Genomic DNA, 20,906 nt, shown 5'->3' with positions numbered 1-20,906 from the left:
TTGATCAGGCAGCGGTCAGCAGGCCTTGGCGTTCGATGAAAGCGACGATCTCATCCAGGCCGATCCCGGTTTTCTGGTTGCTGAACACAAAGGGTTTGCCGTTGCGCATGCGGGTGGTGTCGCTGTTCATCAGTTCCAGCGAGGCGCCCACCAGTGGCGCGAGGTCGATCTTGTTGATCACCAGCAAGTCGGATTTGCAAATGCCGGGCCCACCCTTGCGCGGCAGCTTGTCGCCGGCGGAGACATCGATCACGTAGATGGTCAGGTCCGAGAGTTCCGGGCTGAAGGTTGCCGACAGGTTGTCGCCGCCGGACTCCACCAGGATCAGGTCCAGGCCGGGGAAGCGGCGGTTGAGTTGGTCCACCGCTTCGAGGTTGATCGAGGCGTCTTCGCGGATCGCGGTGTGCGGGCAGCCACCGGTTTCCACACCAATGATTCGTTCGGGCGCGAGGGCCTGGTTGCGCACCAGGAAGTCGGCATCTTCGCGGGTGTAAATGTCGTTGGTGACCACGGCGAGGTTGTAGCGGTCGCGCAGGGCGAGGCACAGGGCCAGGGTCAGGGCGGTCTTGCCCGAACCCACCGGGCCGCCGATGCCTACGCGCAGAGGTTGAGTGTTCATGTGCTTCTTCTCCTAGGAACGGAACAGGCGGCTGTACTGGCGCTCATGGGCCATGCACGCCAGCGACAGGCCAAACGCGGCGCTGCCTAAATGGTTGAGGTCGATGCGAGCGGCGTCCTGCTGGGCTTGTTGCAGCAGTGGCAGCAGTTCGCTGGTCAGGCGCTGGGCGGCTTGCTGGCCCAGGGGCAGGGTTTTCATCAGCACCGCGAGTTGATTCTCCAGCCAACTCCACAGCCAAGCGGCTAGCGCATCGTCGGGCTTGATGTTCCAGGCGCGTGCGGCGAGGGCCCAGCCCAGCGCAAGGTGGGGTTCGCTGCACTGCTCAAGAAGGGCGCGGGCGGCGCCGTCCAATTCCGGCAGACCGTTGAGCAATTGTTGCAACGAGTAGCCCATTTGCCGGCTCTCTTGATACAGCTCACGGGTCTCACGGCTGGCGCGGTGCTCTTCGCACAATTGCGCCAGGCACGACCAGTCCTCATCAGCGGCAGCGCGGCAATGGGCGAGCAGTAGCGGTGCTTCGAAGCGGGCGAGGTTGAGCAGCAACTGATCGCTGATCCAGCGGCGGGCAGTGGCTGCGTCGTTAACGCGACCATTTTCCACGGCCATCTCCAGGCCCTGGGAATAGCTGTAGCCGCCAATCGGCAATTGCGGACTGGCCAGACGCAGCAGCGCCCAGGCTGGGTTCATGGGCGCACGCCGAACTGATGCAGCTTGGGTGGGTAGTTGAAATCCTCGTCGCCATGCCGTGAATGATGATGGCCGCCCCCATAGGCACCGTGTTCCGGTTGGAACGGCGCTTCAAGGGTCTCTGTGGTGGCGCCCAACTGATCCAGCATGGCCTTGAGTACGTAGTCATCGAGCAGGCGTAGCCAGCCATCCCCGACTTGCAAGGCGACGTGACGATTGCCCAGGTGATAGGCGGCGCGGGTCAGTTCAAACGCGCTGTTGCAGGTGACGTGCAGCAACTGTTCAGGACGGGCACAGACGCGTACGACACGTCCGTCTTCCGCTTGTAGGAATTCACCATCGTGCAACGGTGGTTGACCGCGCTCCAGGAAAAGGCCGACGTCTTCACCGTCAGCACTGAAACAGCGCAGGCGGCTTTTGCTGCGTGCTTCGAAATTCAGCAGCAGCTCGGCGGCCCAGAGGGCTTGGGGGGCGATTCGGCGATGGATCACCAGCATGAGGAAGCTTCCAGCGATGAGCGATGCAAGTGCTAGAGCAAGGGGCTTGCCAACCCCGCGGGAGAGTAGGAATTGCCTGTAGGTCTTTGTGCAAGCGCCACTAAATAGGGCGCGGGAGGTCTGTTTTCGTGCGTCAACATGGTGCGCGGTTCCGTTCGTTGCACTCGCGGCGAGCGTTTTCGGATTTGTCCTACGCGACCTGAGGATTCGCCGTTCATTACGTTACGTGCAGGAAAAGTAGGCTTTGCGCCGTGTTCAATTCACTGCGACGTTCATCATGCTCAAGTCATTTTATTGTTTAGTCATTGTCAGCCTGTCTTTGGTTATTTCATCGGCTTCGGCCAGTCTGCAACCCCGTCCTATGTTCATCGAGTCGCTAAACGAGCCTGCGATCACCGATGTGATCGACAATGTGGTCGACCGCGCCCACGAGTTGCTGGGCACACCTTATAAATGGGGAGGGACCTCGGAGGACCAGGGCTTTGATTGCAGCAGTTTCCTGGTTTATCTGTTCAAGACCGAAGCCAACATCCACCTCCCGCGCATCACGGTGGCGATGCATCGCTCCAAGGCCGCAACGATCAAGCGCAACGCTCTGAAACCTGGCGACGCGGTGTTTTTCAAGGGCAATGGTCGCGGCCAGGTCAGCCATGTGGGGCTCTATATCGGCGAGGGCAAATTCATTCACTCGCCGCGTACCGGCAAGAACGTGCGCATCGACTCGTTGAACAACACTTACTGGAACAAAAACTACACCACCGCCAAGCGCTTCCATTCGGCGGGCTGATTGGCCTATTCGGTGCTACCCAGGCCTTGCCAGTGTTTCAATCCGATAAAGATAAAGCGCAGTTGCTGGGTGATTTTCGCCTGGGGCGTAAGGTGGGCAGGCAGGGCCTGAGCCGGAGGGTCGATGATGTCGGGGAGGGTGGCAAACACGCTTTTGACGATCAGGTCGGCCATGACGTGCAGGCCTTCGGCATCCAGGTGCTGCAGCTTTGGCATCAATGTCAGGTCGGCCGCCAGGTCGCGGGTGATGTCTTCGCGCAGGGCGCCGATGGCCTGACGCACCGCGAGGCAGCCGCCGTATTGCTCGCGAGCCAGGAACAGGAATTGTGAGCGGTTGGCCGAGACCACATCGAGAAAGATCCGCACCGAGGCATCGATGATGCCGCCCATCACGAATTCGTTGTGGCGTACCAGGCGAATCGTGGCGCGGAAGGTCTGGCCGACTTCACTCACCAGCACCAGGCCCAACTGGTCCATGTCGGCAAAATGACGATAGAAACCGGTGGGTACGATACCCGCAGTCTTTGCCACTTCCCGCAGGCTCAAGCTGCCAAACCCTCGGCCACACTCCATCAGATGGCGGGCTGCGTCCATCAGGGCGAGGCGGGTCTGTTGCTTCTGTTCGGCACGGGGCAGCATTGGCGGGCAGGCTTAGTCGACAAGTACAGCGACGCACTCTAGCAAAACAGCTTCATCGGCGTCGAACTTGGCGGGGGATGTGCGTGAGTGGGTCTACAGCTAAGCAAAAGCCCGATCGGTAGATCGGGCTTTTTTATCGGCCTCCACAGGCTTAGCTCTGTGCTTCGTGCAGTTCTTTCAGGCGGTCAGCACCACCTTCGGCAACACCTTCGGTGTAGGCGCGTTTGTTGGCTTGTTCAGCACCGCCTTCAACCAGGCCTTTCTGTTCCAGGCGATCACGGCCACCTTCAGCAACGCCTTCGGTGTAAGCGCGTTTGTTGGCTTGTTCCGAGCCGTTTTCAGCAACGCCGCCTTTGGCGTAGTCACGGTTCTCTTCTTCTTGCGAACCGCTGCGAGCCAGGGTTTGGCTGGATTGAACGGCTTGGGCTTTATTCTGTGGGGTCGCTTGTTCTGCGGCTGGCAGGGCAAAAGCGCTGGAAGCCAGGACAGACAAGAGGACGGTAGCGAGTAATTGGCGTTTCATGATGGTTGCTCCTTGGGAGGGCGATAAAGTGGGTACAGGGCTAATGCTACTCTCGATAAGTCGATATAAAAGTTCATAAATACAATGGTAATAATCAACAGAATTGATTGTTCGCTGCGGAGGCTCTAGCACGCGCCTCTCAAGCCCGCGGTTTTGCACCGTGGTGGGTATTTTCGACACGGAGCTGGGTAACAATGGTGCGCCGTCGATGGCTTTAACCTGTCTAGATGGTCAGGAAAATAGATTTTTGCGGTTAAATCGGTGATCGGGTTAAACCCCCAGGCGGTTTGCCAGTCGTACCCATATGAGCTGTAGTTCAGCTACGTAGTCGTATTCAGGAGTCCTGTGCAATGACGCGCACTCGTAAAATTGTCGCTTGGAGCTGCGCCAGCTTCGTTCTGTTAATCGCCGTGGTGGTGCTGGTCCTGGTGTTCTTTGACTGGAACCGCATCAAGCCGCCCCTCAACGCCAAGGTCTCCGAAGAACTGCATCGCCCGTTTGCCATCAATGGCAACCTGGCCGTGGTGTGGGCGCGGGAGCCCGATGAAGGTGGCTGGCGCGCCTGGGTGCCGTGGCCCCATGTGATTGCCGAAGACCTGACACTGGGCAATCCGGATTGGTCGAAAACCCCGCAAATGGTCACGCTCAAGAAAGTGGAGCTGCGCATCTCGCCGCTGGCCTTGCTGGTGCAGCGCGTGGTGATCCCGCGTATCGACCTCACCGAACCGAGTGCACAGTTGCAGCGTCTGGCGGATGGGCGCGCCAACTGGACCTTCAAGTTCGACCCCAAGGACCCGAATGCCGAGCCTTCCAACTGGGTCGTGGACATTGGCGCCATTGGCTTCGACAAAGGCCACGTGACCCTCGACGACCAGACCCTCAAGACACAGCTGGACGTGATCATCGATCCGCTCGGCAAACCGATCCCGTTTGGTGAAATCGTCGGCGACGCCGATGCCAAGAAGGCCCTGGAAAAAGGTTCGGCGCCGCAGGACTACGCGTTTGGTCTCAAGGTCAAAGGCCAATACCACGGACAGAAGCTTGATGGCACTGGCAAGATCGGCGGCCTGCTGGCCCTGCAGGACGCGGCCAAGCCGTTTCCGTTGCAGGCCCAGGTCAAGATCGCCGACACCAGCATTGCGCTCGCCGGTACCCTCACCGATCCGCTTAATCTTGGCGCCCTCGACCTGCGCCTGAAACTTGCGGGTAGCAGCCTTGGCAACCTGTATCCGCTCACCGGCGTGACCCTGCCGGATTCGCCGGCCTACTCTACCGATGGTCACTTGATCGCCAAGCTGCACGAGCCCACTGGCGCATCATTCAGCTATGAAAACTTCAACGGCAAGATCGGCAACAGTGATATCCACGGCAACCTGGGTTACGTCGCCAGCCAGCCTCGGCCCAAGCTCACCGGCGCGCTGGTGTCCAACCAACTGCTGATGACCGACCTCGCACCGCTGATCGGCGCCGACTCCAATGCCAAGCAAAAGGCGCGGGGCGGTGAAAGCAAACAGCCGGCGACCAAAGTGCTGCCGGTGGAAGAGTTTCGTACCGAGCGCTGGCGTGACATGGATGCCGATGTGGAATTCACCGGCAAACGCATCGTGCACAGCGCCGAGTTGCCCTTTACCGACCTTTACACCCACCTGGTGCTCAACGACGGCGAGCTGAGCCTTGAGCCCCTGCGATTTGGCGTGGCGGGTGGCAAGCTGGATGCGCAAATTCGCCTGAACGGTCGCACCACGCCGATGGAAGGCCGCGCCAAACTGACGGCGCGCAACTTCAAGCTCAAACAGCTGTTCCCGACCTTCGAACCGATGAAAACCAGCTTCGGTGAGCTCAATGGCGATGCCGATATTTCCGGTCGCGGCAACTCTGTGGCGGCACTGCTGGGCACCTCCAACGGCGACTTGAAGATGCTGATCAATGACGGCGCCATCAGCCGTGGCCTGATGGAAATCGCCGGGCTCAATGTGGGTAACTACGTGGTGGGTCGCCTGTTTGGCGACAAGGAAGTGAAGATCAACTGCGCGGCGGCCGACTTCGGGATCAAGACCGGCTTGGCCACGACGCGGTTGTTTGTGTTCGACACCGAGAACGCGATTATCTACATCGATGGCACGGCGAACATGGCCACGGAGCAATTGGACCTGACCATCACGCCAGAATCGAAAGGCTTTCGGTTGTTCTCCCTGCGTTCACCGTTGTACGTCAACGGGCCGTTTATCAAGCCCAATGCGGGCGTGAAAGCCGTGCCGTTGATGCTGCGAGGTGCGGGGATGGTGGCGCTGGGTGTGATAGCAGGGCCTGCAGCCGGATTGCTGGCGTTGGTGGCCCCAAGTGGCGATGAGCCGAACCAGTGTGCGCCGTTGTTGCAGCAGATGCGTGAGGGCAAGGCGCCGAAAACTGTGAAAGGCTAACTGAATAAACCAGGGCCTGAAATGTGGGAGCGGGCTTGCTCGCGAAAATGGTGGATCAGTCGATGAATGTGTTGACTGAAACTCCACTTTCGCGAGCAAGCCCGCTCCCACAGGGGGCTCGCAGTGTTGTTAGTTACAGGCTTTCCAGGATGTCCGCCATGTCGTCGGCGTGTTCTTCTTCCTGGGCCAGGATTTCTTCAAAGAGACGGCGGGTAGTCGGGTCTTTATCACCGATGTACTGGATGATCTCGCGATAGCTGTCTACCGCAATCCGTTCGGCCACCAGGTCTTCGTAGACCATTTCCTTTAGATCTTTGCCCGCTACGTATTGAGCGTGGGAGTTTTTTGTCAGCAGGTCCGGGTTGAACTCTGGTTCACCACCCAACTGCACAATGCGCTCGGCAAGCTTGTCGGCGTGCTCGGCCTCTTGGGTGGCGTGTTCGAGGAACTCATCGGCGGCAACGGAGGCTTTGATGCCGCTAGCCATGAAGTAGTGACGCTTGTAGCGCAGCACGCAGACCAACTCAGTGGCCAGCGACTCGTTGAGCAAGCGGATGATTTCTTCTCGGTCAGCGTCATAACCTTCGGTCACGGCGCCATTTTCGACGTTCTGGCGGGCGCGGCTGCGCAGGGTTGCAACGTCAGTCAGGTGTGCTTCAGTCATCTCAATCTCCTGGTGCTAATCCGGTTTTACGCCACGCTCTGCCGGCGTGATCGCTCCAAGTTGTGAGTCCCGCGCAACGCAAAAAGTTTTATCGGATTTATGTCACAAGCTCGTCGCGGGACTGCGCTAGCCTCCAGGGATCCTTCTTGAACAAGGACGTTCGGCCCATGCCGCAGTCATTAGCCACGCGTTACCCCCTGGTCCTGGTGCCCGGCATGCTCGGTTTTGTGCGGCTGGGGTGGTTCCCCTATTGGTACGGTATTGTCCCTGCGCTGCGCAAAGGCGGGGCGCAGGTATTTCCGGTGCAGGTGGCGCCGCTGGATTCCAGTGAGGTGCGCGGCGAGCAGTTGCTGGTGCAGATCGAACGGATTCGCCGCGAGACCGGTGCCGACAAGGTCAACCTGATCGGCCATAGCCAGGGCTCGCTCACTGCGCGATACGCGGCGGCAAAACGCCCGGAGTGGGTGGCCTCGGTGACCTCCGTGGCCGGGCCCAACCATGGCTCGGAGCTGGCCGACCATATCCACACCCACTACCCGACTCACAGTGTGAAAGGCCGGATCCTGAGTGCGGTGTTTTACCTGTCGGCCTGGGTGATGGGGCTGCTGGAAACCGGCTATCGCGGGCCGCGATTCAAGGCTGATTTGCATGCCTCCCACCGCTCGCTGACCAGCGAAGGGGTTGCGCTGTTCAATCGCGATTATCCGCAGGGCTTGCCGCAGACGTGGGGCGGGCAGGGCGCAGAAGAGGTCAATGGCGTGCGCTACTACTCGTGGTCCGGCACGTTGCAGCCGGGCATTACCGACCGGGGCCGCAACCTGTTCGACGGCACGAACCGCAGCTGTCGCCTGTTCGCCCGCAGCTTTGTGCGTGAGAAAGGCCAGTGCGACGGGATGGTCGGGCGCTATAGCTCGCACTTGGGGGTGGTGATCGGTGATGACTATCCGCTGGATCACTTCGATATCGTCAACCAGTCCCTGGGACTGGTGGGCAAGGGCGCTGAGCCGATCAGGCTGTTTGTCGAGCATGCGCAAAGGCTGAAGGCGGCAGGTGTTTAGGAGGCGGGTGCGGTCCAATTGTGGGAGCGGGCTTGCTCGCGAATGCGGTGTGTCAATAACGAATGAGCTCGCTGAACCACCGCATTCGCGAGCAAGCCCGCTCCCACAGGGACTGCATTCAGCCCGCACGTACGGGTGTAGTCCAACGCTCCGAAAGAATTACCCCGCCCAACGTCAGCAAACCGCCCACCAGGTGATACAGCGCCAATTCTTCCTTCAACACCGCGGCGGCAATCAGTGCCGTAATCAGCGGCAGCAAGTTGAAAAACAGCGTGGTCCGGCTCGGGCCCAACGTTTTCACCGAATGCATCCACGCCAACGGTGCCAACATCGACGCCAGCAAGCACGCATATAACACCAGCGGGATATTCGCCCAACCCAGGCCAGCCTTCGACGAAAACAGGTACAGCGGAAACAGCACCACCACCGCCACTAGTATCTGCAAATACAGCAACACCAACGGCGGCAGGCGCAGCTGCCATTTTTTCAACAGGGTGCTGTAGACGGCGTAGGCCAGGGTGGCCACCAGCATCATGCCGTCGCCGAGGTTGACCCCGTGTTGCAACAGCGCATCCAGGCTGCCGGCGGACACCACCACAACCACGCCGCCAAACGACAGCACCGCACCCGTGAGGGCGCCGTAGGTCAGGCGCTGGCCGAGGCTGATGATTGCGGCCGTCAGCGCCATCAGCGGCATCAGCGACAGGATGATGCCCATGTTGGTGGCGGTGGTCAGTGACGCGGCGTAGTACGCCAGGCTTTGGTAAACCGCCATGCCCAGCACACCCAGGAGGGTGATCTTGCCCAGGTTCGGGCGAATCAGCGCCCAGTTGGCGATCACCGGCTTGAGCATGAACGGCGTAAACAGCAGCGCCGCCAGCAGCCAGCGGTAAAAGCCGATCTCTGCAGGGAAGATCGACCCCACGGCCAACTTGTTGACGACGGTGTTGCCAGCCCAGATAAGAATGGCCAGCAGGGGATAAGCGTATTGCATCGCAAGGAACCAGGTGTGTTGTTGAGGCAGGATTATCCATTGTCTGGATCGAAGCCTATACTGCGATCCAGACAAACGACCGTTGTATCCAGACAATATGGCCAAGCACAACGTACGCCTCCCGGATTTCCGCCAGCTGCCAAGCCCGGTGTACTTTCGTTATTCGGATTTTGCCCCCGACACCGAGTGCACGCCGCACCAGCATTTCTGGGGCTCGCTGGATTATTCCGCCAGCGGTGTCATGCGCATGGAAGTGGCCGGCAACCGCTTCATGTCGCCGCCGCAGTATGCAGTGTGGGTGCCTCCCCATACGGAACACAGTTCGTATAACGCCGAGGCAATCGTCTACCACTCGGTAGGACTGGCGCCGGAGCTGTGTGAGCAACTGCCACCGCAGCCCTGCACCCTGGCCATCAGTGACATCCTCAAGGCCATCCTCAGCGACTTTGCCAAGCGTGACGTGAATATCCCGCAGACCGAAGCCGATATCCGCCTGGCCCACGTGCTGGTGGACCAACTCAAACAGGCGCCGATCCACGATTGCTTTTTGCCTTACGCACGCCACCCCGGTCTGCTCGGTGTGCTGGAAGGCATGCAGGCGGATCCAGCCGACAACCGCCCGTTGGCGCACTGGGCCGAGCAGGTTCATGTGAGTGAGCGCACCCTCGCACGCCAGTTCGTGCGGGAGTTGGGCATGAGCTTCGGCGAATGGCGCCAGCGCCTGCGCTACCTCGCGGCCATCGAAGCGCTGGACAGTGAGCACAGCGTGCAACACGTGGCGTTCGACCTGGGCTACAGCACCGCCTCGGCCTTTATCGCCATGTTCCAACGCCACGCCGGCTGCACGCCGGAGCAATACCGCCGGTCGAATATTCGCGGGCGGTGAAGATGTAACAGGCTTTGACTACACTTCTGGGCAGGCCGTGCCCCTTCGGCACGGTAACAGGGAGAAAACTCCATGAAGATGCTGCGTATTCCGCTGTTGATGGTCGGCCTGCTGCTGTGTTCCCAAAGCTTCGCTGACACCGCCCAGCAAAATAAAATGACCACCTGCAATGCCGACGCCACCACCAAGGCCCTCAAAGGCGATGAACGCAAAGCCTTCATGAGTACGTGCCTCAAGGCGGCTCCCGCCAAGACCCTGACGCCGCAGCAGCAGAAGATGAAAGACTGCAATGCCGACGCCAAGACCAAAGCATTGGCGGGCGACGCGCGTAAAACCTTTATGAGCACTTGCCTGAAGAAATAATAGCCCCAGGCCATAGAAGGCTGCGACACTCGCACACAGCCGCCTGTAGGAGCGAGCTTGCTCGCGAAAAACCTGAACGATAACGCGTGTACTCAGACTAAATCGCGGCGTTCTTGCGTTTTTCGCGAGCAAGCTCGCTCCTACACATCCTTTAACGCCGTTCGTTTTGAGGCTGTATGCCAACGTTTTCTCAGCGTCACGTGATATTGCTGGCCAGCTACATCATCATTTTCGGCGGACTGCTGCTGGTGCTGCCGCTCAAGTTGCTGCCCAGCCTGCTGGCCGGCCTGTTGGTCTTTGAGCTGGTCAACATGCTCACTCCCCAACTGCAACGGCTGATCGAAGGCCGGCGCGCGCGTTGGCTGGCGGTGGCCTTGCTCGGCACCTTGATCGTCAGCGTGCTGACGCTGATCTTCGCCGGTGCCATCAGCTTCCTGCTCCACGAAGCGGAAAACCCCGGGGCTTCCCTCGACAAATTCATGGGCGTGGTCGACCGCGCGCGCGGCCAATTGCCGCCGTTCCTCGACGCCTACCTGCCCGCCAGCGCTGCCGAGTTCCGCGTGGCCATTGGCGACTGGCTGAGCAAGCACCTGAGCGAACTGCAACTGGTGGGCAAAGATGCCGCCCACATGTTCGTCACCCTGCTGATCGGCATGGTGCTGGGCGCGATCATCGCCCTGCAGCGCGTGCCCGACCTGACCAAACGCAAACCCCTGGCCGCCGCGCTGTTCGACCGCCTGCACCTGCTGGTCCAAGCCTTTCGCAACATCGTCTTCGCCCAGATCAAGATCGCCGCGCTCAACACGGCCTTCACCGCCGTGTTCCTCGCCGTGGTGCTGCCGCTGTGCGGGATTCACTTGCCGTTGACCAAAACCCTGATCGTGCTGACCTTCCTGCTCGGCCTGCTGCCGGTGATCGGCAACCTGATGTCCAACACGCTGATCACCATCGTCGCGCTGTCGCTGTCGATCTGGGTGGCGGTGGCGGCACTGGGGTATTTGATTGTTATCCACAAGGTCGAGTACTTCCTCAACGCGCGGATCGTGGGCGGGCAGATCAGTGCCAAATCGTGGGAGTTGTTGTTGGCGATGCTGGTGTTTGAGGCGGCATTCGGGCTGCCCGGTGTAGTGGCGGGGCCGATTTATTATGCGTATCTCAAGAGTGAGCTGAAGCTCGGCGGGATGGTTTAAGGCTTGTGTTGCCTCGGCTGACGCCATCGCGGGCAAGCCCGGCTCCCACATTGACTGGGTTTACACATTTGGATTTGTGAACGCAGTCAGTGTGGGAGCCGGGCTTGCCCGCGATAGGGGCGCCGCGGTGTTTGAGTTAAAACTCAGTAGCCATACCGCTTGCTGGCCTCAATCGCCAGACCACTGCCGATACTGCCAAAGATATTCCCTTCCACATGCCGAGCCTTGGGCAGCATCGCCGAAATGCTGTGGCGCAGGGCCGGGATCCCGCTGGAGCCCCCAGTAAAGAACACCGTGTCCACCTGCTCCACGCTCACCGAGGCGTCGTTGAGCAACTGCGTGACACTGCCGCGCACACGCTCCAGCAAGTTATCGATGGACGACTCGAACAGCGACCGGCTGAGGTCTACGCTCAGGCCTGCTTCAATCCGGTCCAGTGGTACATGGCGGCTGTCTTCGTGGGTCAGCTGGATCTTGGTTTCTTCCACTTCCATGGCCAACCAGTGCCCGGCGCGCTCTTCAATCAGCTTGAACAGGCGATCGATACCGCCAGTGTCTTCGATGTCGTAGCGCATGCTGCCCAGGGCCAGCTGGGATTTTTGCGAGTACACCGAGTTGATGGTGTGCCAGGTGGCCAGGTTCATGTGGTGGCTGGTGGGCATGTAGGCGCCGCTTTTCATGCGGCTGCCGTAGCCGAACAGCGGCATCATGCCGGCCAGCGAGAGCTGTTTGTCGAAGTCGGTCCCGCCGATGTGCACGCCGCCAGTGGCGAGGATGTCATCGTGGCGGTTGTCGTTGTGACGACGGTCCGGGGACAGGCGCACCAGGGAGAAGTCGGAGGTACCGCCGCCGATGTCGACGATCAGTACCAGTTCTTCCTTCTCGATGGTCGACTCGTAGTCGAATGCCGCCGCAATCGGCTCGTATTGGAACGAGATGTCCTTGAAGCCGATCTTGCGGGCTACGTCGACCAGGGTGTTCTCGGCTTCCTGGTCGGCCAGCGGGTCGTCATCGACGAAAAACACCGGGCGGCCCAGTACCACCTCTTCGAACTCGCGGCCGGCGTTGGCTTCGGCACGGCTCTTGAGTTGGCCGATAAACAGCGCCAGCAGGTCAGTGAACGGCATCGCCGTGCCGAGCACGCTGGTGTCGTGCTTGATCAGCTTGGAACCCAGCAGGCTCTTGAGCGAGCGCATCAGCCGGCCTTCGTAGTTTTCCAGGTACTCGTGCAGCGCTAGGCGACCGTACACCGGGCGGCGTTCCTCGAAGTTGAAGAACACCACCGACGGCAGCGTGATTTTGTCGTCCTCCAGCGCAATAAGCGTCTCCTCGCCGGGGCGGATCCAGCCGACGGTGGAGTTGGACGTGCCAAAGTCGATGCCGCAGGCACGGGCTGGGGATGGGTTTTCCATGACAATCAGGTTCCGGTTGAAAAACGGCCGCGCAGTGTATTCCAGTCGAGAGCGGATGCGTAGGCCGACCATCCGTTAAATCTTGCTTGAAACCTGGCGATTCGCCCCCACATCTGATGCATACGGCAAGTGCCGATAACACTTTGACGCACCCCCAGGCCACACCACTCAACAGGTGCAAAGCAGCGCACGTTGTGCCCTGGGCTGTGCGATCTCGATTAAGGATGGTGAACCGCCGATGGATTTCAAAGACTACTACAAGATATTGGGTGTTGAGCCGAGCGCCGATGACAAGGAAATCAAGGCGGCTTACCGCAAGCTCGCGCGTAAATATCACCCGGATGTCAGCAAGGAAAAAGACGCCGAAGAGAAATTCAAGGACGCGTCCGAAGCCTACGAGGCGCTCAAAAGTGCCGACAAGCGCGCCGAATACGACGAACTGCGCAAATACGGCCAGCATGGCCAACCGTTCCAGGGGCCACCGGGCTGGCAGAGCCGTGGCGGCTTTGGCGGCGGTCAGGACGCGGGCGACTTCTCGGACTTCTTCAGCTCGATCTTCGGCTCGCGTGGCGATGCCTTTGGTGGCGGCCAGCGTCGTCCAACCGGGCGTAAGGGCCAGGACGTGGAGATGCAGCTGACCGTGTCGCTTGAAGAGACGCTGTCTACCGAGTCCAAGCAGATCAGCTTCCAGGTGCCGCAATACGACGCGTCGGGCCGACACGTGAGCAACACAACCAAGAGCCTGAACGTGAAGATCCCCGCCGGCGTGGCCGACGGTGAGCGCATCCGACTCAAAGGCCAGGGTGCGCCGGGCATTGGCGGTGGGGCCAATGGCGACCTGTATCTGATCATCAAGTTTGCGCCGCATTCTAAGTTCGAAGTAGAAGGCGAGAACCTGGTGATCACGTTGCCGCTGGCACCGTGGGAATTGGCGTTGGGCGCAGAAGTGGCAGTGCCGACCCTGACCGGCAAGATCAACCTCAAGGTGCCCGCCGGTAGCCAGAACGGCCAGCGCATGCGCGCCAAGGGTCACGGCTTGCTGAACAAAGCTGGCGAGCGAGGGTTCTTGTACATCCAGCTCAAGGCTGTGATGCCCAAGCAAGCCGATGACGAAACCATCGCCCTGTGGCAGGAGCTGGCGAAAAAAGCCGCGTTCAACCCACGCGAAAGCTTCTGAAAATAGCGGCCCTGCGCTAACTATCTAGCGCGGCTGCCCGCATCGGTCATGATGTGCTGACGCTCCCTTTGACAGGAGCGACATCATGGCCGATCTTCCCTCCGCCATCCCGGCGGCAACGCAGAGTATTCACCGAGAGTTTCTCGAACGTTCCAGCCCGTCTTGGCTGGTCAGCGCAACGTCGTCTCGGCGTCAGCAACTCAAGGCGGCTCCTTCGCAGATGCCGGACTGGTACCTGCGCGCATCACCGACACAGCAAAAAGTGCTGGCTGAGAAGTACACCGCCAGCCTCACCGCCCAAACGGCGCTCGACAAGGCTTTTGCATCGCTGCAAGACATCGACGCCTTCGCCGAACCGTTGCTGGTCAAAGCGCTGCGGGAACAATTCAAGGTGCAGTTGGATGTCAACAAGACGATCCTGCAACTGCGCACGCGGGTCGAAGTCCGGCTGCCGGCTGTTACTTTTCGCACCTTTGATGTCGTACGCCTGCCTCTGCTGCAGGCGGCGTTGCACAACTTTGAAGAGTGGGAATGCAAAGACGGGGCGTTTGATTCGTCGTCGGGGTTTGTTATTGAGACATCGCAGGCGGATACCTTTGAGGCGGTCAAGACCTCACTGACCATTGCGCAATTCACCGGGCTATGTCGCTCGCTGGATATTGGCGCGCAGTATCAACGCTATCTCAAAGACTTCGTGCACCCCGCCGACTCGGCGACCGAGCAGGCGCTACGACACACATTCATTGCGGCACGCAAAGCCGACCTGGCGGCGGCGGCGGAGCAGGCATTGCTGACAAAGGATATTGGGCCTGACGATTACCAGATGATTGTCTCGGTGATCAATGGCGAAAATCATCCGTGGATGGGCAAACGGCAGGTGTGGTTCCGCGATCTCGGGCTGATGAGGAAGCGCATGACCGGATGCATGGCCTTCGTAATTTGCGAGAAGTATCGCTACAGTAACGACCTGATCCTTTACATTCCCCAAGACCCGCATCACCCGTTGAAACGTGTCACCTGGGACGAGATGCAGGCGATCTTCAAAGCGCGTTTCGCCGCGCGCGATACCTCGGCTCCTGATGATGGCCGCCCGACGGCGTACCAGCGCTTTTTCAGCAGATTCGTCAGGTACGGTGACTTGCCTGGGTATTTCACTGAGCTTACCACCGTCACTCCAGCGCCTGGATCCGTTGCCGGAATGAAGCCTTATTTTCCGTTGTTGGATGATTTTCTCAGGGGCTTGAATCCATTTTCGATGTTCGCGGTTGTCCGTGACCTGCCACCCGACCCTGCACCGATCAAGCGGCTTAACCCGGACCCATTCCTGCACCCGAGCACGATGAATCAAAAAGGGCGAATCGGCTGGGAAGATAACCTTGACCTGTGGGATTACCACTTTGAGCGGCATCGCGACAAGCTAATTGCCGACGCCAGCAGCCATGCGGTGCCCACCGCCGAAGTGGACGCGCGGGTGCGTTCCGAAAAAATCGCCAGGCTGCTGGGTATCGGCCTGCTGATATTGAACGTAGCGTCGATGTTTGTCCCGGTGCTGGGCGAGGTGATGATGGTGGTGATGGCTGGCCAGTTGTTGTACGAAACCTTAGAAGGCAGCCTTGAATGGGCCGAAGGCGACCGCCGTGCGGCCAAAGGGCATCTGCTGGACGTTGCCGAGAACCTGGCGTTCCTGGCGGTGATGGCGGGTGTGGGCAAAGGCCTGTCAACGCTGGCGGCTGCCAAGCCTGAGCCGCTGATTGAAGCCCTTGACCCCGTCACGTTGCCCAATGGCCAAACCCGTTTATGGAAGCCCGACCTCAGCGGCTACGAAAGCCCCGATAGCCTGCCGACGAGTGCTGCACCGAATACCCAGGGTCAATACCTGCACGCCGGCAAAACCTACATTCGTCAATCTGGCAAGTTCTATGAAAAAACTTACGACGAAGCCCTTGGTCGTTGGCGTATCCGCCATCCCACCGACCCCGGCGCCTACCAGCCACCGCTGAGCCATAACGGCATGGGTGCCTGGCGCCTCACCCTGGAGCGACCGCAAGCCTGGGACCGCCCGACTTTGATGCGTCGTTTGGGGCCGGTGACGGATACGTTCGACGATACCCAATTACTGAAAATAGCCGATATCAGCGGCGTCCAAGATGGCACCTTGCGCCAGATGCACCTCGACGACGCACCGCCACCGCCTGCATTGGCCGACACGCTGCGGTTGTTCAAAGCCGACCAGGAGGTGGCGCAGGTACTCGAGCAAGTCAGCTCCGGCAAAGCGGTAGATGGTCGTTACTTTTACGCCTTGCCGTTGCTGACGGAAATGCCGCGTTGGCCTGTGGGCCGGGTATTGGAAGTCTTTGAGGGGCCGGGTCTCACCGGCCGCGTACAGCGCTATGGCACCGAACGCCTGTATCACGGGGTCAAACTTAGGGCGCCGATCCGTGTCAGCCGCGCCGATGTGCTGAGCAGCCAGTTGCCAGCGCAGGTTCTGGCGGCGCTGGATGAATCGGAAATCGTTGCGATGCTCGGTGGGGAGCCGGCGCGCGTGCGTGAAAATCGCCCCCAGGAGTTACGCCTGCAACTGGCCGACTATGCTCGAACCCGTCAGCCGGCATTGTTTGACAGCCTCTACAAGGGCACGGAGGTGACCGGTGCCTTGGTTGCCAAGCTGCAACGCCTGTATCCCGGCCTGAGTGAGTACTCCGCGCAACAATTGCTCGCCGAGGCCGATGCCGAGCAGCTCGGCCGTCTGCGCGCCACCGGCCGCGTGCCGCTGGCCATGCAGGAACACGCTCGCTGGCACGTCAGTCAGGGCCGCTTGGCGCGCGCCTATGCTGGCCTGCATATGGAAAGCCTCACCTCGGCCGACAGCAAGTGCCTGGCCCTGCAGTCGCTGAGCAAACTGCCCGGCTGGTCGGATCAACTGCGCCTGGAAGTGCGCGAGGGCGGTATCAGCGGCGAGCTGCTTGACGGCATTGGCAACGAAACAGCTACCCCGCGCAAATACCTGGTCAAGCGTGGCCCGCAGTACCAGGCGTTCAACGAGCGTGGCGAGGCACTGAACAACCTGCCGCGCGACGGCGACAACTTCTACGCATCGCTGATGCACGCGATGCCCGACGAAACACGCCAGGCACTCGGTATTCCCCATGTGGGGCAGAGCCTTGACCTACGCCGCGCAATCATCGATTACGCCACCGAACATCGCCAAGCGTCAGCGCGAATCGTTGAGCAGCGTGTATCTCCAGCGCGTTGGTTCAAGCCGCCGCAACGCATTACACCGAAATTGCTGGGCTATCCGGCCAGTGGTCGCGGCGAGGGGGTGTCGCCCTCGCTGGTCAGTCGTGTGCGGGACGTCTACCCACAAATGACTGACGACCAGGCCAACGGTTTTATTTTCAAGCAAATACTTGCAGACAGGACGGATACACAGATCTTCAGCTTGCTCAACAATCGGCTGAGGGAGTGGCAGGCGTTGGAGTCGACGCTCAACGGCTGGATGATGACTGAGCTGGCAGATCCGTTTATCCGCCGCTATCCAGAGTTGGATTCACGCCCAGGCATCGTGCATGCGCTCAAGGCCTGTTGGCGCAACGCACCTTTAGCTGAATTGCCCGGACGCGCTGAACTACGCTTGGCGGGGGAGGTGCCGTTACCGCCATTGAGTGCAGACTTTTCACATGTGCGTACGTTGAGTGTCAGTGGGCGCGGGATGATCGAAGGGCATATCGAGCAGGTCTTGGGGTACTTCCCAGAGGTGCAGGAACTGACATTGGCAGGCGCCGACCGGCCATCGTCCAGCGTCCCTCAAGCGCTGGAAAGGATGGGTGGGCTGAGGCGTCTGAAACTGGTCTCCGGCACTGAATTGACCCCCGAAGAGCTGACCCGGTTGGAGGGCTTGACCGGCCTCGAGGAGCTGCAGGTACATTCATCCCTCTCGTCCACTCGCCCGCTGGACCTCAGCCGCTTGACCGCGTTGCGCAGCCTGAGGCTGTCGGGTGGCGGGCAACGGGATTTCCCGCTGGGTATGCTTGATCTTCCCGAGTTGAACCGCCTGGACCTGCAAGCATCGTCCATCGACCAGTTGCCGGCGCAGCTGTTTGCGCCAGGCCATGAGCGCGTGTGGTCCGGGCTGTCGATGAGTTGGTCGCGCTTTAGCCGCGAACGCTTCAGGGCGGCTTACGACTACGTGCGCAGCCAGCCGGAACACCTGGTGGACCAGGATCAAATGGTGCGCGAATACTGCACCGGGCTGCTCAATGAGGGGCTTGGCCGCACGCTCACCTTCAATACACCGCTTAGCGGACCGCTCAAAAATCTGTTTTTCGGGCGTTTTACCACTGCCCAGGCACAGTACGACGCCATTGAGGCTCTGAGCGACGAGTATGCCGAGTTGACTCAAAGCCTCGACAGCTGGTTCATCCGTGACACCCGTCATCAGGAGTTTTTTGCCCGCACCGAGCTTGCCGTTGCGCTGCGCAGAGGGTGGAACGAAGGGCTGATGCAGCGTTACGGGGGGGCCGGATCTACCTCCTTGAGCTTGCCCAGCCTGGTGGTCAGCGAATTGCCTCAACTGCCTGCTGGCGCGTTCGACCATGTGATGGAGCTGCGTATGCCCAACACCACGGTGCCATCGTCGCAACTGGGCCGTTTTGTTCGTGGCTTCAGGGGGCTGCGCAGCCTGGATGTACATGGCAGCGGCCTGACCGAGCTCGCTCTGGCGCCCGGCGAATGGCCGGAACTTGAAGTGCTGAACCTGGGTAGCACCGCGCTGACATCGCTGGATATCAGCGGACTTAGCCAACTGCAGGCCATCAACCTTCGCGGTACCCCTTTGCGCGCCTGGCCAACAGGAGCAGAGCAATTGCCGCATTTGACCTGGCTGGATCTGCGCGACACGCGCATAATCCAACTGCCAGCGTCGGCTTTGGCCGACGACCGCCTGCTGCTCGACAGCCAATTGGCGGGCTTGCCCCTGACACCGCAGGCGCAAGCTGAGCTGATCGCCGCGCGCCAACGCGTTGAGCAGAGCATGGGGCTGGAGGACGGCACGTTGAGCCGTTTCGAACAGCAACCGCCGAGTGACGTGTTTCCGGCCTACGGAAGTGGCAGCACCATCGCTCGTGAACTGTTGCCGCTGACTTCCACCGACCCCACCGAAGTAGTGTTGACTCGGCGTTTGAACAGTTGGCTGTTTATTCGTGAGTTCACCCCGCGTCGTGACGTGAAAGTGACGGCCAGCACGCGTCATATCGCAGCTCAACGCATTCTCGACACCTGGCGGGCGGGCTTGACCGTGCCGCCGGGAGCCGCTGCCAGAGAGCTGAGCTTCCATGGCCTGACACTGGGCGAAATGCCGGCGCTGCCGGTCGTCTTGAGGCACGTCGAGCGCTTGAATCTCAGTGGGGTTCAGCTCACAGGGCCGGGCTCCGACGCTTTTTTGCGAGCTTTCCCCGAGGTGGAAACCCTGACCCTCAGCAGCAACGGCCTTGAGTCACTGCCTGCGGCACTTGAGGACATGTACCTTCTGAAGAGGCTGGACTTATCGGCGGTAGGCATCAGTGACCCTGAGCGGTTGTACCCGACGCTGGCACGCATCGAGCATTTGCGCTGGCTGGACGTGAGCTATTGCAGCCTGGAGACTTTCCGGGTCGACGCCCTGAGTAACCTTGAATCCCTGAACCTGAACAACAATGAGCTGACCCAGTGGCCCGACGGTGTGCTGGAGGCGAGGACGCTGCGTACCCTTGACCCGAGCAGCAACCAGCTTGAATCGATCCCGCCGCAAGCGTTGGAGGGTGAGCATGATGCACTGATGGCCGGTACGGATCTTTCCGATAACTTCGGCCTGTCTCTTGAAGACCTCCGTCGGCTGCAGGCGTATTCGCGACGCCTTGAAACTGATGCGGCGCTGGGTATGAGCCGCGCGGACATGCAGCAGCAAATCAACGAACTTGAACAGCCTTCCAGCGGTGATAGCGACAGCGCCAGTGAGGACGATGACGTTGCCCTGGCGTTGCCCGATGAGGTACTTGGGAGCGCATCCTCCGACGCTGGCGCGCGCGCGCCCTGGTTGCAGAACCTGTCGTCTGACGAGCAGGTGCGGTTGGCCATTCTATGGGACGCATTGGCGAGAGAGCCGGACAATGCGGCGTTCTTCAACCTTCTGTCGTTGTTGCCCCAGACCAAAGACTTCGATCTGGCCCGTGCCTCGCTGACCACGCGGGTATGGCGGGTGGTTGAAGCAGCGGCCAGCGATACCTCATTGCGTGAGACGCTGTTCGGCATGTCCAATACGCATGGCACCTGCAGTGACGGGCGGATCCTGACGTTCAGTGCCCTCGAGATCAAGGTGCTGGAGTTCGATACCTTGAGCGGAATTGACCCGGCTGACCTCTCGCGCAAGGGGCCGGCACTGTTGTCGTTATCGCGTAACCTGTTCCGTCTGGAGCAGGTTGAAAAGCTCGCGGCCAGGCACATCAGACCTCAGTCCGATGCCGCCGAGGTGCGTCTGCAATACCTGATCGGCCTGCGACGGCGCCTTGACCTGCAAGGCGTGCCGGAAAAAATGCGCTTTGCCATTCCCATCAGCGGCGCCGCCATGGAAACCGAGGCGCGCGCCATCGAGGCCATGGAAAAGACCGATGTGTTTCATGAAAACCTGATCAGTCGTGACTACTGGGTGGACTACCTCAAGGAGCAATACCCAGAGGATTTTGTCGCGCTGGAGCAACGCAACGCGCAGAGACGCGATGCCCTTGAAGACGCTTATGACAGTGTCAACGAGCCGGGCTATGTCACGGGGCTGGAGACCCTCAATGTGCAATTGCTGGCGGATGAAACCCAAACCCTGATGGCCCTTTCGCGCAGGGCGGACGCAGCGTTAAATCCGGCCGCGCTAGACCCCAACCAGCCGAGCACAAGTTTTGTCGGGTAGTTGGCGACGACCGAGCTGGATGACTATCTCCAGCCCGGTCTTTCGGCGAGCGGGCAC

Annotated in this window: 16 protein-coding genes; 8 read left to right on the top strand and 8 right to left on the bottom strand. The window is 60.3% G+C overall.

What is annotated here, in order from left to right; translation table 11 throughout:
• Positions 1–4 precede the first annotated feature (4 nt).
• The 3 genes from ureG to ureE are packed head-to-tail and all read right to left on the bottom strand — an operon-like array spanning position 5 to position 1,803.
• Complete coding sequence (gene ureG / locus HF257_RS04185) at positions 5–619, bottom strand: urease accessory protein UreG (RefSeq protein WP_017136796.1); 615 nt, start codon at positions 617–619, stop codon at positions 5–7.
• Between the two features lie 12 nt (positions 620–631).
• Positions 632–1,306 (bottom strand): urease accessory protein UreF, encoded by a 675-nt coding sequence (locus HF257_RS04180; RefSeq protein ID WP_185705142.1) that lies wholly within the window; start codon positions 1,304–1,306, stop codon positions 632–634.
• The gene (gene ureE / locus HF257_RS04175; RefSeq protein WP_185705144.1) at positions 1,303–1,803 is read right to left on the bottom strand and encodes an urease accessory protein UreE; all 501 of its coding nucleotides are present in this window, start codon (positions 1,801–1,803) and stop codon (positions 1,303–1,305) included. The genes HF257_RS04180 and ureE overlap by 4 nt, the downstream gene beginning before the upstream one ends.
• 277 nt (positions 1,804–2,080) lie before the next feature.
• On the opposite strand from ureE, the gene HF257_RS04170 reads away from it, so the two are divergent.
• Positions 2,081–2,590 (top strand): C40 family peptidase, encoded by a 510-nt coding sequence (locus HF257_RS04170; protein WP_185705146.1) that lies wholly within the window; start codon positions 2,081–2,083, stop codon positions 2,588–2,590.
• 5 nt (positions 2,591–2,595) lie between these two features.
• On the opposite strand, the gene HF257_RS04165 is transcribed toward HF257_RS04170, so the two are convergent.
• Together HF257_RS04165 and HF257_RS04160 are read right to left on the bottom strand one after the other, a co-directional pair.
• Positions 2,596–3,228: a TetR family transcriptional regulator gene (locus HF257_RS04165; RefSeq protein WP_065900186.1), complete on the bottom strand. Its 633-nt coding sequence runs from the start codon at positions 3,226–3,228 to the stop codon at positions 2,596–2,598.
• Between the two features lie 151 nt (positions 3,229–3,379).
• Positions 3,380–3,751: a hypothetical protein gene (locus HF257_RS04160; RefSeq protein ID WP_185705148.1), complete on the bottom strand. Its 372-nt coding sequence runs from the start codon at positions 3,749–3,751 to the stop codon at positions 3,380–3,382.
• A 350-nt stretch (positions 3,752–4,101) separates the two neighbouring features.
• Between HF257_RS04160 and HF257_RS04155 the strand changes: the two genes are divergently transcribed.
• Positions 4,102–6,171 carry an AsmA family protein gene (locus HF257_RS04155; RefSeq protein ID WP_185705150.1) on the top strand — a complete coding sequence of 690 codons (2,070 nt, stop codon included), beginning with the start codon at positions 4,102–4,104 and terminating at the stop codon, positions 6,169–6,171.
• 133 nt (positions 6,172–6,304) lie between these two features.
• Here the strand turns inward: HF257_RS04155 and HF257_RS04150 are convergent, their stop codons facing one another.
• Positions 6,305–6,835, bottom strand: coding sequence for a ferritin-like domain-containing protein (locus tag HF257_RS04150; RefSeq protein ID WP_185705152.1), 531 nt, complete (start codon positions 6,833–6,835; stop codon positions 6,305–6,307).
• Between the two features lie 167 nt (positions 6,836–7,002).
• Between HF257_RS04150 and HF257_RS04145 the strand changes: the two genes are divergently transcribed.
• Positions 7,003–7,893, top strand: a complete 891-nt coding sequence (locus HF257_RS04145) for an esterase/lipase family protein (protein WP_185705154.1) — start codon at positions 7,003–7,005, stop codon at positions 7,891–7,893.
• Positions 7,894–8,011: 118 nt separating this feature from the next.
• Here HF257_RS04145 and HF257_RS04140 read toward each other — a convergent pair whose 3' ends face one another.
• A complete protein-coding gene (locus tag HF257_RS04140; protein WP_185705156.1) occupies positions 8,012–8,887 on the bottom strand; it encodes a DMT family transporter in 876 nt (291 codons plus the stop codon).
• Positions 8,888–8,984: 97 nt separating this feature from the next.
• Here HF257_RS04140 and HF257_RS04135 point away from each other — a divergent pair, with 97 nt between their 5' ends.
• From HF257_RS04135 to HF257_RS04125, 3 genes are all read left to right on the top strand, one after another.
• Positions 8,985–9,773: an AraC family transcriptional regulator gene (locus HF257_RS04135; RefSeq protein ID WP_185705158.1), complete on the top strand. Its 789-nt coding sequence runs from the start codon at positions 8,985–8,987 to the stop codon at positions 9,771–9,773.
• 72 nt (positions 9,774–9,845) lie between these two features.
• Positions 9,846–10,136 carry a PsiF family protein gene (locus HF257_RS04130; protein ID WP_185705160.1) on the top strand — a complete coding sequence of 97 codons (291 nt, stop codon included), beginning with the start codon at positions 9,846–9,848 and terminating at the stop codon, positions 10,134–10,136.
• Between the two features lie 176 nt (positions 10,137–10,312).
• A complete protein-coding gene (locus HF257_RS04125; protein WP_025857321.1) occupies positions 10,313–11,326 on the top strand; it encodes an AI-2E family transporter in 1,014 nt (337 codons plus the stop codon).
• 143 nt (positions 11,327–11,469) lie between these two features.
• Here HF257_RS04125 and HF257_RS04120 read toward each other — a convergent pair whose 3' ends face one another.
• On the bottom strand, positions 11,470–12,738 hold the full coding sequence (locus HF257_RS04120; protein WP_185705162.1) for an Hsp70 family protein: 1,269 nt from the start codon (positions 12,736–12,738) through the stop codon (positions 11,470–11,472).
• 238 nt (positions 12,739–12,976) lie between these two features.
• On the opposite strand from HF257_RS04120, the gene HF257_RS04115 reads away from it, so the two are divergent.
• On the top strand, positions 12,977–13,915 hold the full coding sequence (locus HF257_RS04115) for a DnaJ C-terminal domain-containing protein (RefSeq protein WP_185705165.1): 939 nt from the start codon (positions 12,977–12,979) through the stop codon (positions 13,913–13,915).
• A gap of 85 nt (positions 13,916–14,000) precedes the next feature.
• Entirely contained in the window at positions 14,001–20,849 is a 6,849-nt protein-coding gene (locus HF257_RS04110) for an NEL-type E3 ubiquitin ligase domain-containing protein (RefSeq protein WP_185705167.1), read from the top strand.
• Positions 20,850–20,906 lie beyond the last annotated feature (57 nt).

This window comes from Pseudomonas cremoris (assembly GCF_014230465.1).
The sequence above is the reverse complement of the archived record's forward strand: the minus strand, read 5'-3'. Positions and strand labels throughout refer to the sequence as shown.